12 protein-coding genes and 2 pseudogenes are annotated in these 16,718 nt (G+C 43.7%); 6 read left to right on the top strand and 8 right to left on the bottom strand.

The genetic code is table 11. The features are described from left to right. Positions 1-3 precede the first annotated feature (3 nt). Together ACU6U9_RS03395 and lnt are read left to right on the top strand one after the other, a co-directional pair. Positions 4-849, top strand: a complete 846-nt coding sequence (locus ACU6U9_RS03395) for an HlyC/CorC family transporter (RefSeq protein WP_446733679.1) — start codon at positions 4-6, stop codon at positions 847-849. Positions 850-854: 5 nt separating this feature from the next. Next, positions 855-2,405 (top strand): apolipoprotein N-acyltransferase, encoded by a 1,551-nt coding sequence (gene lnt / locus ACU6U9_RS03400; RefSeq protein WP_446733680.1) that lies wholly within the window; start codon positions 855-857, stop codon positions 2,403-2,405. A 57-nt stretch (positions 2,406-2,462) separates the two neighbouring features. Here the strand turns inward: lnt and ACU6U9_RS03405 are convergent, their stop codons facing one another. The 6 genes and pseudogenes from ACU6U9_RS03405 to ACU6U9_RS03430 form a co-directional block, all read right to left on the bottom strand. Beyond that, positions 2,463-2,837, bottom strand: coding sequence for a hypothetical protein (locus ACU6U9_RS03405; protein ID WP_446733681.1), 375 nt, complete (start codon positions 2,835-2,837; stop codon positions 2,463-2,465). 45 nt (positions 2,838-2,882) lie between these two features. Further along, entirely contained in the window at positions 2,883-3,521 is a 639-nt protein-coding gene (locus ACU6U9_RS03410) for a c-type cytochrome (protein WP_446733682.1), read from the bottom strand. 199 nt (positions 3,522-3,720) lie between these two features. Further along, positions 3,721-6,219, bottom strand: coding sequence for a hypothetical protein (locus tag ACU6U9_RS03415; protein ID WP_446733683.1), 2,499 nt, complete (start codon positions 6,217-6,219; stop codon positions 3,721-3,723). A 219-nt stretch (positions 6,220-6,438) separates the two neighbouring features. Next, a complete protein-coding gene (locus ACU6U9_RS03420; protein ID WP_446735050.1) occupies positions 6,439-7,023 on the bottom strand; it encodes a PilZ domain-containing protein in 585 nt (194 codons plus the stop codon). Further along, a pseudogene (locus ACU6U9_RS03425) lies at positions 6,997-7,680 on the bottom strand (methyl-accepting chemotaxis protein); the annotation flags it as partial. The gene ACU6U9_RS03420 and the pseudogene ACU6U9_RS03425, both read right to left, overlap by 27 nt. After that, a pseudogene (locus tag ACU6U9_RS03430) lies at positions 7,672-8,067 on the bottom strand (HAMP domain-containing protein); the annotation flags it as partial. The pseudogenes ACU6U9_RS03425 and ACU6U9_RS03430, both read right to left, overlap by 9 nt. 208 nt (positions 8,068-8,275) lie before the next feature. Between ACU6U9_RS03430 and leuS the strand changes: the two are divergent. The 4 genes from leuS to ACU6U9_RS03450 all read left to right on the top strand — a co-directional run bounded on the left by leuS (position 8,276) and on the right by ACU6U9_RS03450 (position 13,318). Next, the gene (leuS, locus tag ACU6U9_RS03435) at positions 8,276-10,849 is read left to right on the top strand and encodes a leucine--tRNA ligase (protein WP_446733684.1); all 2,574 of its coding nucleotides are present in this window, start codon (positions 8,276-8,278) and stop codon (positions 10,847-10,849) included. 153 nt (positions 10,850-11,002) lie between these two features. Then, entirely contained in the window at positions 11,003-11,506 is a 504-nt protein-coding gene (locus ACU6U9_RS03440; RefSeq protein ID WP_446733685.1) for an LPS-assembly lipoprotein LptE, read from the top strand. A gap of 2 nt (positions 11,507-11,508) precedes the next feature. Further along, complete coding sequence (gene holA, locus ACU6U9_RS03445) at positions 11,509-12,534, top strand: DNA polymerase III subunit delta (RefSeq protein ID WP_446733686.1); 1,026 nt, start codon at positions 11,509-11,511, stop codon at positions 12,532-12,534. Positions 12,535-12,736: 202 nt separating this feature from the next. Next, positions 12,737-13,318, top strand: coding sequence for a hypothetical protein (locus tag ACU6U9_RS03450; protein ID WP_446733687.1), 582 nt, complete (start codon positions 12,737-12,739; stop codon positions 13,316-13,318). Between the two features lie 73 nt (positions 13,319-13,391). Here the strand turns inward: ACU6U9_RS03450 and ACU6U9_RS03455 are convergent, their stop codons facing one another. Together ACU6U9_RS03455 and ACU6U9_RS03460 are read right to left on the bottom strand one after the other, a co-directional pair. After that, positions 13,392-15,560, bottom strand: a complete 2,169-nt coding sequence (locus tag ACU6U9_RS03455) for a TonB-dependent receptor plug domain-containing protein (RefSeq protein WP_446733688.1) — start codon at positions 15,558-15,560, stop codon at positions 13,392-13,394. A 209-nt stretch (positions 15,561-15,769) separates the two neighbouring features. After that, positions 15,770-16,717: a glutathione S-transferase family protein gene (locus tag ACU6U9_RS03460; protein WP_446733689.1), complete on the bottom strand. Its 948-nt coding sequence runs from the start codon at positions 16,715-16,717 to the stop codon at positions 15,770-15,772. Between the last annotated feature and the right edge of the window lies 1 nt (position 16,718).

Genomic DNA, 16,718 nt, shown 5'->3' on the forward strand with positions numbered 1-16,718 from the left:
TATATGAACCAAGACCGACAGAGAAAGTCCCTGTTTAGCTGGCTAGAAAGTCTACGCCTATTTTCAGGGGACCCGAAAAGCCGCAACGAAATCAAACATATCCTAAGGGACGCAGAAGAGCGTCAGCTGGTCGACAGCGATGCCTTGTCTATCATGGAAGGCGCCATTCAGGTGGCTGACATGCAAGTGCGCGAGATTATGATTCCTCGCTCGCAAATGGCATTCGTCAAATCCGACCAAAAACCAAAAGATTTTTTACCGCTCATTATTGAAAGTGCTCACTCACGATTCCCAGTGGTAGGCGAAAACGACGATGAAGTGCTGGGTATTTTGCTAGCCAAAGATTTACTTAATCTTGTGCTTGAGCAAAACACCGACCATTTTCGGGTAAAAGAAATTTTGCGCCCGGTGACGTTTGTGCCAGAAAGTAAACGTCTTAATGTTTTGTTAAAAGAGTTCCGCGCGACGCGTAACCACATGGCCATTGTTATTGATGAATACGGTGGCATCGCAGGTCTTGTCACCATCGAAGACGTACTTGAGCAAATTGTGGGTGACATTGAAGATGAGCATGACTTTGACGAAGAAGACACCTTCATCAAACAAGTCAGCGATGATACTTTCATGGTAAAAGCATTAACGCCTATTCAAGATTTTAATGATTCATTTAGTACGCAGTTTGAAGATTTCGAATTTGATACCATCGGCGGCATTGTCATGGGTAAATTTGGACGTCTCCCTGAATGCGACGAAAGCATCACCATTGGTCACTATGTCTTTAAAGTGGCAAACGGTAACAACCGTCAAATTCATTTATTACAAGTCACAAAAACGAAACAAGAAGAATAATACTGATGGGTTTTGCTTTAGCATGGATAAAACGGCCTGGGTTTCTAGGCCATTTTTTTGCACTTATGATCGGTGCACTCTTACCGTTTAGTTTTGCGCCTTATAATTTTTGGCCTGCGCAAATTCTTTCCGTCGCACTGCTTTATCTTTCTCTTAAAGACTTAACCGCTAAACAAGCATTATGGCGCGGCTGGTGGTATGGCCTTGGTGTGTTTGCCTCTGGCGTAAGCTGGGTTTATGTCAGCATTCATGTTTATAGCCACACACCCGCCCCACTCGCGTTTTTAATGACGTTATTTTTCGTAGCGGGTCTTGCTTGGTTTTTTGCATTAATGACCTACTGCCATCAAAAATGGCTCAGCGCCAACTCATTACCTTATTTAAGCTTTGCCATTACATGGATTTTATTCGAGTGGCTACGCAGCTGGTTTTTAGGGGGCTTTCCTTGGCTATTTTTAGGCGATGCCCATATTGATACACCACTTGCAGGCTTCGCCCCTGTTTTTGGTGTATACGGTATTGGTCTTATCATGGCAGTAAGCGCGACGTTCATAATAGACTGGCAATGGAAAACGCAATATAAGTCCGGCTTAGCAATACTAACAAGTCCTTGGCTACTAGGCTTTGCCATTAGCCACATTAACTGGACACAACCCGCAGCCGAAGGCGACATCAGTGTCGTTGCGATTCAGGGTAACATTAGCCAAGAACGAAAATGGCTACCAGAAGAAATTTATCCAACCCTAGAAAAATACCGCGTCGCCAGTGAAAAACAATGGGATGCCGATGTCATTCTTTGGCCAGAAACTGCGATTACCGTTTTGCATCACCAAGCAAAAGAGTATTTAAAATATTTAAATACCGAGGGTAAAAAACATAATACGTCAGTGATTACTGGCATTCCGTATCAACAAAACCAAACCGAAGAAATGCCTGGTGTCTATCACAACAGTATTTTAGCACTCGGTGAAAGCAGCGGTTTATACCACAAACAAAAGCTTGTTCCCTTTGGGGAGTACGTACCTCTGCCACAAAGCTGGCGTGGGCTATTAACGTTTTTTAATATCCCCATGTCTGACTTTTTAGCAGGTAAGACGGATCAAGCACCACTTCACGTCAACAGCGAGAAACTTAAATACGATATTGCGCCGTTCATTTGTTACGATATTGTTTACCCTGATCATGTGGCAAGTTTTGCTAAAGATTCCGGATTACTGATTACGATTAGTAATGACGCTTGGTTTGGCCATAGTATTGGCCCGCTACAGCATTTTGCTATCGCGCGTATGCGCGCCTTAGAAAATGGCCGCTATTTATTACGCAGTACCAACACAGGCATCACCGCATTAATTGATAATAAAGGGCAAGTGGTGAGTAGACTGCCTCAATTTGAATACGGCGTATTACAAGCCAATGCAAAAGTAATGACCGGCAATACTCCCTTTAATATATGGGGCAGTTGGCCTGTATTATTATTTAGCTGGCTAACTTTAGCAGTGATCAGGCTTCGTCAGTCACGCTTTTGGCCCAATAAAATCACTCAAAACCAAGCATAAAAAAACGCCCATAAAGTTTCCTTTATGGGCGTTTTTGCTTTGTCTGTGCAATAAAAATTAATTCAATTGTAAACGGACGATTTCATTTCTGTTATGCAATGCATCTAACTTATGCACGAACAACTGGATATCATTAGGCGTAATTAAAATCGCCTTATCATCCACCAGCCCAACAAACCCAGCACTAAACTCTTGTACAAAACCATGTTCGGTCAGTTGTAATGTGTGTTCTTGTGGGATATCGACCATGACTTTTAAGCCGTTGCCTAACGGGTCATTGATTGATTGAACATCTTTATACAACGCCATAAAAGACTGATGAATCACCAGCACAAAACCGTTACGAAACGTCAACCATTGGCATTGTCCCGCTTTGGTGTCGGTGAAAAACTCACACCGAACAATAATGTCTGAATTGCCTTCTATAACCATGTTCAAACCCACTAAAAAAGAGCGCAGTATACCTTAAGCCATGCACTAAGGCATGGTGGCAATGTAATCTGCCAAGGGCTCAATTTCGCTTTCGTCAACGACTTTCATGATATTAACCATAGGTGAGGTTGCACGTGCCGCCTTACCTTCTTTAAAGCCTTTTAGTGTTTTGATCAAAAACCCTTTCTTTTGTCCCGCAAGACGAGGTAACTCATGGTCCCCTCGACCATCGGTGCCATGGCACGCCATGCACAAGCTATCATATCGTGCCTTACCCTTAGCTGAGGTCACAATGCCTTCTTGTGGTCGTATTTTTTGAGCGCCGAAATACAACACCATATTGACCTTTTCTTCATTTTTAAGAGAACGTGCCAATTGCTGCATGACGTAACTTTTGCGCTCACCTGTGGCAAACAATTGAAACTGCTTCAATAAGTATTCTGTGTTTTGACCCGCTAAGTTTGGGATATCTGGCTTTACACTGTTGCCGTCTTTGCCATGACAATAGCCACACAACATGGAGCGGTCTTTGCCCTCTTCTAAGGCTATTTGATACTCCACTTGGTTGGCTTTAATGGCATCCATTTGTTCAACCATTTTTTCATAGTCATCTGCCCACACATCGGCACACAGCATACTTAGGCAGCACAATAACCACTTAGCCATATCAATAGCTTTGAACATATTCACTACTCACCAAAAAGAGAGGGAAGTTACAGAGCTATCCTGCCTATTTCAATGACTTAAATTAACAGATCTATATGTAAGATGAATTCGCTGACTCAGATCAATTTTTCTGACCGAATAGGCAACTCAGCCAGCAAATACAAAAAAAGCACCACCCGTAGGCGGTGCTTATGTCTTGTAATCAGCCTACGAGAGGTTATTCGGTCAACTCACCGTCAACCACTGACGGAGGTTCATCGCTGATATCTGGCATAGTGCCAATATTGAACACATCCCCAGTGATACCAGTAGGAACCGATTGACTCGGTGCCGTGAGTGGCAAGCTCGTACAATTGCTACTGGCGACGGTTTGCATGCGTTGTTCCACATCGTTCGCTTTAATAATGTACTGATTGGAGGCGCCCAAGATGGTCGCGTCTTTCAAGTTAATCACTGGGCCCCAACGATTATTATCTTGTTCAGATGGCAACCCCCACAACTGGCCTTTACCGCCATACTCAAGCAAGAAGACCTTACCATTTTGTGCTGCGTCGCCATTACGATCATTCACAGTCGCATGGGTATATTTGATGGTAATCGGTTTATCAAACGACACCACATCGTTACTGCCATCAATTAGCACTGTTTGCTGCTGCCAATGCTCCAGACCCGTTTCCCACACATAAAACTCGGTTACGGAGCCATCTTCAATTTTGGAATATAAGTTAGCACGCGTTGTGATGCTATTCGCCGTTGCAACAGTACTCGAAATCATAGGACCGCTGTTTAATCCCCAATTCCAATACTGCGAGTCTTCAACATTGTCTTTGGTGACACCACTTGCATATTTAACCGCATCCGTGCCAATTTTTAAGGTCAGGTCCGTCTGAGCAAAGGTATAGTCTTGAGTCGTGGCCTCCGCGTTACTTCTAAATACATCACTTTGATTGGCACTACTGGTGACATCACTGGCCGCTATGTTGACATCCAAACAACGATCAAAGCACTTCAACGTCACAGAAGCAGCAGACGCAAACAGCTCGCCTGAATCCGTTTCACCACCGTCGACAAAGCTTCGAGTAAAGAAGCGAATTTTAGATGCGCCCGATAAATAACGAACATTACCTCCTAGCTGACGCGACCACATGTTCAACACCACATCCGTATTTAACGGCACCGCAACTGCAGGGCTAACAGGTGTAATGGTTTCTTGCCCATCGCTGAAACCACGAAGTCCTGTGACCTCAAAACCATTATTCCCACTGTTGGCTTCGAGTATGACTTCTAACCCATCGGTGCTATCTGAATCACCATTAAAGTTAGTCGCTCCTGTCAGCAAGAATGTATCCCCCTCAAATAACCAGGTTGAAAATGTAACACCGTCTAAATCTGATAAGTTAATGGCATCAACTGAGTTTTTGATTAACCGACCAGGTGCAACTTTTACCGTAAAATTAGCGCCCACAGTGTCATCAAATTTGGCTTGTTGGACCGTTTCACCATTGGCAAAGCTTTGGCCGTCTTCACGCCAAGAGCCCCAATATCCTACATTGCCCCAATTTTCAAAACCATTTGAGTCCGTACCTGTACCATCACCATCACTATCGACTTTAATTTGCATGCCTGAGTTAATCGCGACTTCAGAACCATCCGCTTTATTATAAAGTGAATAATTCCATACCACACTGTTGAACTCATCACGCGCTAAACAAACTTGGCTATCAAAGGTTCCGGCATCAATTTCGGTATAACTGGCAGCCTTACCCATATGCACAAAATCACTGTTAACCGCCAACGCAAAAGCGGCATTGTCATGAAACGCAGGAAGGTTACCCGTATCCGCTTCAACACAGTTTTGCCCCGTACGCGCTAAACCCGTTTGGGTCGACTCGTTATAGTCGACCGAGGCCGTCGTCGTACATTCAACCGTCACGCTGTTATCTTCATCTGAATCAGTTTGATAAAGTGTAAAACTGGCACCGCCACCCGATGCAGCCGTTGAAGTGACTTCACCAAATCCCTGATTGTCAGCTTGCGCAGAGGTCACTGATGGTAATAAACCATAGGTCAACGTGAACTCACCAAATGGGTTGTCGTCAGTGGGGGTTTGTCGTACTTCTCCGAGTAATAAAATGGCATCTGGCCCACCACCTTCACCTGACTGTCCGGCGTAATCTTCTACCCAACCACGATAGATAAGTGGCGCAGACGCTGACGCTTGAGCACTGTTGCCTACTATTGTGACAAATTGCTGTACTTGCTCGCCACTGCCCTGCGAATCATCACCCCCTTCCCCTCCTTTGTCTTCAAAGCAGCGACTGGCGTCATTCCAGCTGATGTAGTTTCCTTGATCCTTCATTGATAAAGGTTGTGATTGATTAGTAAAGCACAGCAAGCTATCAATGAAGCTGATGGGCTCGACCGCATCAAGCCAAACGTACACGTTCTGCTTGGCTACAACATAATCACTGGTAGCGGATAAACTGGAGGTGTCGGCTATTGCTTTGGCACCGGTTGCACTTCGGGTGGCGATAAACGATGAACCTGAGATTGTACTTTCATCTTGAGCGGTCACTAGGGACATTTGCTCAGGCAGCGCTGCTGAACCACTTAAACTAACTGTTGAATCTGCCGACCCTGAGCTGCTCGAACCGGATGAACAAGCGGTAGTAATAGCGATTACACTCACAACCGCAGCGACTGGAAACGTTTTCATGTTAAGCCTCAACTGTCTTATAGGTAATCAAACCATAGACAGCCTACGCCGTTTTTGCCTCTATCAAATGATGAATAATATGAAGAACCCATATAAACCTAGGCCTCGATAAATAGATTATTTAACGCTTAAAATGAGCATTCATAACACCCTTTGAGTATTAAATGATTTTTTATGCTTACGTCACCTGCCGTTTGAAACGCAGACCACAATTTTTGCTTACGTCATTTCGATGAAGTCGATGGCTTGCTTCAGCATTTGCGTTTGCTCATCACTCATATTGCGAAATTGCATACCATAAACAAAACCATCTTTTTCATTACGCATATGCTGTACTCTGGCTTTCAAACGCATAGGCGCTTGGTTACGGTATTCTTGTAAATCTTCTTTTGGCAACATCAACGAAATATCAACGTTGTCATCCGACTCTATCTCACGATTGAGTAATATTTTCATACCGGTAAAACTGATGTTTTCACAGTATGCGTCTTCCCACACATCATCAATCTCAACACGCACCAAAAAGTGAGATTGTATTCTGCGATGCTCACGGCGGTCATCTTCTTCAGGTTCATTAATATCAATAACGTCCGACTTCTTGATTTTAAAATGGTTAATCAATTCCGATAATGTTTGAGTTAGTGTGAGTAGTGACTCTGCGATGTTATTAGTATTGGCCACTTTCGATGTATTTTGCTCCAATGTTTCTAACAATCCTTCCATGGCACTTTCAAGCTGGGTAAATCGAGAGAGTTGTTGTGAGCTTATTTCATCAATTTTCTGAGCATTTTGTGCCGATATCATGATGTGGCTTGCAGCTTGGTCAATTTCATTTGCCGTATCTCTTGCAGACTCAGCGTTAGTTTGAACCTGATCAACCACCCCACCCATGGAGATCCCGACTTCTTTTACATTACGGGTTAGGTTATTAATAATGGCGTTGATCTGTTCAGAGCTTTGGCTTGTTTTTTCTGCCAAACCCCTGACCTCATCAGCAACCACCGCAAACCCTCGCCCTTGCTCCCCTGCTCGGGCCGCTTCAATCGCAGCATTTAATGCTAACAAGTTTGTTTGATCAGCTATCCCACTGATCGTACCAATTATCTCTGCTATTTCACCCGCAGTGGTATCCAGTGCCTCAACTTGTACAGATGCGGTTTTTACTTTCTCTTGAATACCGGCCATATCTTCGACGCTTTTTTGCACGACCTGCTTACTAGAAAGCGCGGCCTGTTTGCCCTTATCCGCCGTTTTTCGAGAATCATCCGCTAGTAATTGAATGTTCGAACTAATTTCATGAAGCTGAAAAATAACTTCACTGACATCTTTGAATTTGGACTTTTCTTTTGCAGACTGCCCTGCAATGCTGCGGCTCACTTCCGTGATTTGATAAGCGCTTTGACGCATATATCGCGCACTGGAGTCAGCATTAGCCAGCACTTCATTTAAACGTTTAACCATTGAATTAAAATGGCTTGCCAATTGCCCCACCTCATCTTCACTGCGCCTCTCAACAGTAATGGTTAAATCACCTTTCTCTACTTTACGCAGCGCTCTAATTAACCCTTTAAAAGGTTTAATAAATAAGGTGGCAACAAACCCTATCACCAAAAACTGAATGGTAAATTCAAGGCCTGACTCCCAAATACTATTAAAAATGAAGTCACTGCGTGACTGAACCATCAGGGCTATCGTCTCTGTCGATACGTTTTGAGCACTGGCAATATCGATCATATTTTGCAGCTCATGAAACGCCAAAAAACGATTAAAAAGCGTCGTAATCGCTGTCACGGCAATGAACCCAATTTGAAGCTTCCAGCGCAGGCCCAATTTTGACCACCAATCCATGATGTATTCCGTTTACTCTGAATATCCCTTGAGATTAGAAGATAGCCCCTTAAGTTCAAGGTAATATCCAACGTGGCCTAGTCCAAAAGGGACAACTTACCCCTATATTTACTAGGTCTTCAGGGGAGATTTGAGGTATCCTTAGTGGCAAATTTCTTAATCATTTTGATAGCTCTTACGCTATTTCAATAGGCAGAATAACAGCACCATGCAAGATCAATATATCCCTAGCGAAATCGAGTCCTCCGTTCAGCAATTTTGGACCGAGAACAAAGTCTTTAAAGCCGTTGTCGATAGCAACCGTGAAAAATTCTACTGCCTGTCTATGTTCCCTTACCCTAGTGGCCGTCTTCACATGGGCCACGTGCGTAACTACACCATTGGCGATGTCATCTCTCGCTACCAACGCATGCAAGGTAAAAACGTGATGCAGCCTATGGGCTGGGATGCGTTTGGCCTGCCAGCTGAAAATGCGGCGATCAAAAACAAAACCGCCCCTGGCAAGTGGACCGATGAAAACATCGCCTACATGAAAGACCAGCTAAACAGCTTAGGCTTTGGTTATGACTGGGATCGCGAGCTCGCGACCTGCAAGCCTGAATATTATCGTTGGGAGCAGTGGTTCTTTACCAAATTGGTCGACAAAGGCCTAGCGTATAAGAAGGTCTCTGCTGTCAACTGGTGCCCTCACGATCAAACCGTATTGGCTAACGAGCAAGTTATCGACAACTGCTGCTGGCGTTGTGACACCCCGATTGAACGCAAAGAAATTCCGCAGTGGTTCATTCGTATTACCGACTATGCCGAAGAATTACTCGACGACCTTGATCAATTAGACGAATGGCCTGAGAAAGTAAAAGCCATGCAACGCAACTGGATTGGCAAAAGCCAAGGCGTTGAGATGAGCTTTGATCTTAAGGATCAAGAAGGCACCGTGGATATTTATACCACTCGCCCAGATACATTAATGGGCGTCAGCTATCTTGCCGTTGCAGCGGGCCACCCATTGGCAATTGAATCGGCCAAAGGCAATGACAAGCTAACCGCATTTATTGAAGAGTGTAAATTAGGCGGCACCGCCGAAGCCGAAATTGCCACCATGGAGAAAAAAGGGTGCGCCACTGGTTTAACCGCCATCCACCCTATCTCTGGCAAAGAAGTGCCTATCTGGGTCGCTAACTTTGTATTAATGGGTTACGGCACGGGCGCGGTGATGGCCGTACCAGCGCATGATCAGCGTGACTTCGAATTTGCCAAGAAGTATGGCCTTGAAATTAATCAAGTCATTGAAGCACCTACCGACTTCGATGTGGCAGAAGCCGCTTACACAGAAAAAGGCAAACTGATTAATTCAGGTGAGTTTGATGGCCTTAATTTTAGCAAGGCATTCAAAGCCATTGCCTATAAGTTAACGCAATTGGGCAAAGGGAAAACCAAAACCAACTACCGCCTAACCGATTGGGGCGTTAGCCGTCAGCGCTACTGGGGCACCCCAGTCCCTATGATCAACAAACAAAACGGCGAACAAGTCACCGCACCAGAAGACATGCTACCGATTGTTTTGCCAACTGACGTTGTTATGGATGGGGTAAACAGCCCAATCAAAAACAACCCCGATTTTGAAAACATCGAATTTGGTGGCGAACAAGCGTTCCGTGAAACCGATACATTTGATACGTTCATGGAAAGCTCTTGGTACTACGCGCGCTATTGCTCACCGCAAGATGACACGCAGATGGTCAACCCAGAAGAAGCCAACTACTGGCTACCCGTAGACCAATATATTGGCGGTATCGAACACGCAATATTGCATTTGTTATACGCCCGTTTTTTCCATAAGTTATTGCGTGACGCTGGTCTTGTAAAAGGTAATGAACCATTTAAAAGTTTACTGTGCCAAGGCATGGTATTGGCCGATGCCTTTAGTTACCAAAATGAAAACGGCGGCAAAGAATGGGTTAACCCTACTGACGTTACATTAGACCGTGATGATAAAGGCCGTGTAGTGAAAGCCCGTTATGACAATAACGAGCTGAACCACGAAGGCATGATTAAAATGTCTAAGTCAAAAAACAATGGTGTTGACCCACAAGAAGCCATCGATATCTACGGCGCTGACGTTGTGCGGTTATACACGATGTTCGCAGCGCCGCCAGAGCAATCTTTAGAATGGTCAAATGCTGGCGTACAAGGGGCGCAAAAGTTCTTACAACGTGTTTGGCGCTTAGCTGCTGAGTTAGTGAATGGCGGTGAAATTGCATCATTAAATAAAGAGGCTTTAAACGATGAACAAAAAGCCGCTCGTCGTAAGACACATGAAACCATTCAAAAAGTCAGCGACGACATTGCTCGCCGTCATGCGTTTAATACTGCAATTGCAGCGGTAATGGAATTAACCAATACATTACTAAAATTAAATAAAGACGACGAACAAAACCGTGCGGTGCTAAAAGAAGGCTTAGTGGTCATGGTTAAAATGTTAGCGCCAATCGCACCACACATGTGTCATCAATTATGGAAAGAGTTGGGCAACGATGACCTAGTGCTTGATGCACCATGGCCAGAAGTGGATGAAGAAGCGCTTGTGCGTGACAGCATCACCATTGTGGTTCAGGTAAATGGCAAAGTACGTTGTAAGCTAGAAGTCCCAGCCAATATAGATAAAGACAGTGCCATTGCAGCAGCAAAAGCCGATGCCAATGTGCAGAAATTTTTGGACGGCAATACCGTACGTAAAGAAATTTATGTACCCGGTAAATTAGTCAATATCGTAGCAAACTAAAAACCAGCTAGCTCATTTGTTATTAATGGGTTGAAAGTTTGATTGTAAGACCTCATTTACTCGCGTAAACCTGAAGTCTCTTATAAGCTTTTACCCTATTAGAACATGACTGAAAACGCTAATTGAAATACTCACTTAGAAAAAAGAAGAACCATGCAAAAATTAAAAATCACATTTTTAGCTTCCCTGTTTGTTTTTCTTTCAGCTTGTGGTTTTCACTTACGCGGTCAGGTTAACTTGCCCGTTGCCCTGCGTATTTTAAATTTAGATGCGCAAACCGCTGAACCATTAACACAGAGTTTGATTCGCCAATCTTTACTCAGCAACGGCGTTACTCTTGCTGAAGATGCCCCTTACACATTGAAAATTTTAAGTGAAAGTGGTGATCGTCGAGTATTAAGTGTGACACCCAATGCAAAAGCCAGCGAATACGAGTTAACACAAAGCTTAAGCTTTGAGTTACTTGATGAAAAGGGTAACGCGGTCAGCGAAGAAATTAACATTACCAATTATCGCACGCTGCAATACGACGCCAGCGCTGAAATTGGTAAAGCACAAGAAGAGCAAAACCTGCGTCGCGAGATGAAACAGTACAATGCTTATAATGTTTTGTTGCGTTTAAAAGCCATCAAGCTTCAACCTAAACAGGCTGATTAATTTTGCGCTTAAAACCCGAACAACTTACACAGCACTTACAAAAAGAACTCAAGCCACTCTATATTGTCAGTGGCGATGAGCCTTTATTAGAACAAGAAATATGCGATCAAATTCGTACCGCCGTCAAGGCACAAGGCTTTGATGAACGCGAAGTGCATCATGTAGAAGGTAACTTCAAATGGGGCGAGCTGCTTGAAGCAGCAAATGCTTTATCATTATTTTCATCGCGTAAGTTAATCGAAATACGCATTGTCAGTGGCAAACCCGGTGACCAAGGGGGCAAAGCCTTAATAGAGCTATTCGCCAACCCGAACCCAGATAACATTGTGATATTGCAACTACCCAAAATGGATAAGTCGGCCACTAATAGCAAATGGTTTAAAACACTTGATCAAATAGGGGCCTTTATTCAGCACTGGCCCATTGAGCGTAATCAACTGCCAAGTTGGTTAGCCAACCGAATGCGCCAACAGGGCATGAAGGCAGATCGTGATGCACTTGCGCTACTGGCGGATCGCACCGATGGTAACTTACTTGCCGGTGCACAAGAGATCGAAAAACTAAAAATGCTTGGCCTTGAGCAAATCAGCGCTGAGCACATTGAAGCGGCGGTGGGAGATGCCAGTCGTTATGATGTATTTGCGCTCTCTGAGTCCGCCTTTAAAGGCGATACCGCACGTAGCCTTCACATACTAAGTACATTACAAGGCGAAGGTATTCACGCCTTACAGCCTCTGGCTATTTTAACCAACGACATCCGCCAGCTATTATCCTTTATGCAGCTAACCCAATCAGGTACCCCTGACGACAAAGCACTGCAACAGCTCAAAGTGTTTTGGCCAAAAAAACAAACCCAAATAAAAGGCGCCGCACGTCGTTTAAATGTAACGGCCGTGCAACAAAGCTTAACAATTTGTAAGCAAGTGGATCTGGCGAGTAAAGGTTTATTAAAAGACGACTCGTGGCGCCTATTAAGCAGCTTGGTGACCAAACTTTGCGGGTTAAATATTATCCCTGAAAGAACTTAATCATATAAGATTGCTTATTTTTTCAACAAAATCACGACTGGCTCTCAGTTTGGCCGTGATTCACATCACCGCATTACCCTGCGTTAACAAATATGCTGTACCTCTAAACGCTTAGTCACCAAAGCATCACAGTCATGGCACATGGTTTGAGCAATACTAGGTTCATGGATCAACACGCATTGGGCGTGCCCTGGAGGTTTTTATGGGTTATGCAGTACACCAGGATATGAACAATTCTGATCTCGTTTGGGGATTGGAGCATATATCCCAACAACAACGGGCCGCTGACTTTGTTAAACGCTTTGAAAATAAGCTATGTGTCTTTTCGCCTACTGTTAATCAGCTTTACACCAACTACAATATTTTCTTCCCTGAAGACCAAAACAGAAACATGGTCGTATTACCCGACCCTTATGCGTTTCATGACACCTTTAACCATGTTCCAGCGGACGCGGTACAGGCCACTGGTTTGCACATTATTCCAGGAGAAACCATTAATCGCTCTGGCTTATATATTGTGATTACGCAAAAAGGCAAAAATGTTCGCTCAATCCCTATTCCATTTAAGGAAGGTTTGCGTCAAATTTTAAAACGCTTCCAGGGTAACGATCCTTTTTTACCTGTGTTAAAGAAAGGAGACTTACGTGAGTTTGACTCTGAAATGCCTTGCTTGCACTTACACCGCTTACGTTTAGGTGCGCTATCGAATTTATCGAGCTTAGAGCGCCAAGGTGTGAAAAATATTATCAGTGAAAAAATCATGGGAATTTATCGCGAGTCTTAATTGATTGCTTAAGGCGTTAAGAATTCTGAAAAAATAAGCCCCCATTATTTAATGGGGGCTTTTTTAATGGCTGTTAAAAATTAAACCGAACGCCAAGTTGGAAGCGCGTTTCATTTTTGTATACATTGCCACGCCAAATATAAGAACCTGACATTAAATCATGCTGCACATTAGCGCTTAATTCTAAGTTAGTACTGGGTAGCGCGATATTATGAATCGCTTTCATTTCGATACGCTCGATCAAAGAGCGATCACTGTCCAACGAATTCAATTCATCATATTCATTGGCCAAAAGGTAATTTAAACTGGTGCTGGTTGCATCGCCCCATGATTGTAACCATGACAGTGTATGTGTGTTTCTCGCGTACACACGTAATATCACACGCTCTCTATCACCATCTAAGTCATTATCAATGTTTGTTTTCGCATCAACATACGCGCCAACCCAACGAAATTGAGTCCCAGCAATCGGTGCAATACTGTATTGCCACTCAACGCCTTGAAACCGCATAGTGATGTCATCAATGGTTTCAATATTATCTAGTGTTAACGACTGATAATAAACATCGGTTAAATTTTCTTCAAACACGCGCACATCTAGTTCGCTATTGAAGCGATTAAAACGACCGTAATAACCCACTTCGTATGAACGGATATATTGGTGGTCTAAATTACCAGGACCTTGAGTATTCTGATAATAAATGGTGCCGTTTAGCGGCGCTGCCGACACTGGGTTTTCAACGTTTAACTGCCAATATGCGTCTTGTTCAAATAAGTCAGGACTACGCACTGACTCGCTATAAACCAAGCGTAATGATTGGCTCGGTGTGAACTTATAATTCAACGCAGCGCGTGGTGCAAAAACCAAATCTGCATCACTTTCTTGCTCTGCCATTACACCCAAATGCAAATTCGTCTTAACCGTCGCTTGCCATGTAGCACTACCAAATAATCGTGTCGTATCGTTTTTTAAATAGCCATTAAAGTAGGTATCCGAACGAACTTCATCACGACGAAAGCTAGCCCCGCTAACTAAAGATAAGGTACGTGAGTAAATATAGGTATCTTGAATTTCAATATCGTAACGGTATTCGTCTAAGTCAGAATTAATTTCGCCCGATACCGGCGTTAGGGAATTAACAGGTCCTGTTGGCAGATAGCGATTCTGTATTGATAACGCTAACGCCGTTTCTTCAGGCGATGTTAACAATGGCGCTGGATTTTGCTGCTCAACAATTGCTTGCGCGGCGGCGGGGTTTAATGAAAACAGATCTTTTAAGTCTTTATCAAGCAAGCCTACAAAAACACCTTCAACATTAGCTTTTTGTTTCTGTTTGTATTGAGTTGTATATCCGCTAACCTGAATCTGGTGCTTGCTACTTAAATCCTTGGTCCAACGACTGCCTACTTCAATTCGCTGCTCTGATACTTCATTCTTATTGGTTTGAAAGTCAAAACCTTCACCTAATTCTTTTTTTGCATCAAGTACGACAACAGATGATTCAAACTCCCCTAGTCCACTGGCTTGATAATAATGCTCTAAGTCTACAAACCGTGAGAGCCGAGAGTCATTGTCTACTTCGAATTGATCACTGCGCTTTTGCGTAAACGACACGCGGTAATCACTGTTACCAATATGACCACCTTGCTTAAGGTATATGTTCTCTTCACCATTGTTACCACCTTGCAGTGAAACAGATGAGCCATACGTATCCGCAGGGTGTTTGGTTAAGATGTTGATTACCGCTTGAAAAGCATTCGAGCCATAACTGGCACTGTTGGGGCCACGCACCACTTCAATTCGTTTAATGTCTTCAAGCGCCACCGGCATCTCATACCAGCTGACCGCCGCCAAACCTGAGCGATACATAGAGCGACCATTAATCAGTACTTGTAGATTTTTAGGTAATGCAGCAGGGCCACCATGGTAATGCACGGCATCCGCATTATTATTGTTATCTGGGCCGACCATCATACCGGGTACATAACGAAACAGGTCCGCTAAGTTTTGTGCACCCACTTGCTTGATAAAGTGTTCATCGAGAATTGTCACACTGGCGGGAACATCGGCTTGGTGCTGCTGTAAACGGGTTGCGGTTAACACAACAGGAACGGAATATTCATCAAACTCAGGTAGATTTAGTTCGCTTAATGACATGCTCAATAGATCTTGCTCAGCATGAGCGCCAAAAGACAATGCAGCCAAAGCGCCCATAAGAGAATAACGAAGGATCCGTTCCATGATAATGCCATTTCAAAACTCAGGGCCAGATTGTGCCAGAACCAAACTGGCTGTGATAGAGCGAAGCCAAAAGTTCTAGGCGATTTAAAAAAAGTTTCACTTAAACCCCAATATTAAGCCTGAAAAATGAGCGCTTTACGTTAACGTCGTAAAAAAACTAGCAAAGTCTGACAGCCTGAGTGTGAATTTGTGACATTATTTTTTGCACCTTAAATGGGCAGCATGAAATCAATCTCTGGGCCTTTCGGCACCACTTGTGTTGGGTTAATCGTGGTATGACTAAAATAATAGTGCTGTTTTATTTGATCTATTTTAATCGTCTGCGCGATACCAGGCTGTTGATACAAACCACGTACATAAGCCCAGGTATTTGGGTAATCCACAATACGTTTTTTATTGGTTTTAAAATGACCAAAATAAACCGCATCAAATCGCACAAGAGTGGTAAATAAACGCCAATCCGCTTCAGTAATATCGGCCCCTGCCAAGTAAGGCTGGCGCTTTAATATGCTTTCAACCCAATCAAGACTATTGAATAGTTGATCATAAGCTTCTGCATATGCCTGCTGCGTCGTCGCAAAACCACACTTATACACCCCATTATTAATATCGTGATAAACCCGCTCGTTGATGCCATCAATGGTTGATCGTAACGGCTGTGGATAAAAATCCAATTGGTTGCCCGTCATGTCATTAAACGCTGAATTTAAAATACGAATTATCTCACTGGACTCATTATTCACTATGGTCTGCGAGTGCTTGTCCCACAAAATAGGGACCGTCACCCGCCCGCTATAATCCGGCTTAGCCTTGGTATAAAGCTGATGTGCAAATTTAAAACCATGAAGGTGATCAACAAACTCACCGTCATGTTCGTCAGCCAAACTGAACTCCCAACCATTTTCTAACATATGAGGCTGCACCACTGACACACTGATGTGCTGTGTTAACTCTTTAAGTTGGCGAAAAATAAGGGTTCTATGTGCCCAAGGGCATGCATTGGATATGTATAAATGATACCGCCCTGACTCGGGTTTGAAGGGACCACTATCTGAAATAGTATGACGAAAGGCACTGTCTTGTCGCTGAAAGCGACCGCCTTGCGATTTGGTTTCATACCATTTGTCTTGCCACTGACCGTCAACTAATAAACCCATG

Source organism: Pseudomonas sp. HK3 (genome assembly GCF_052920985.1).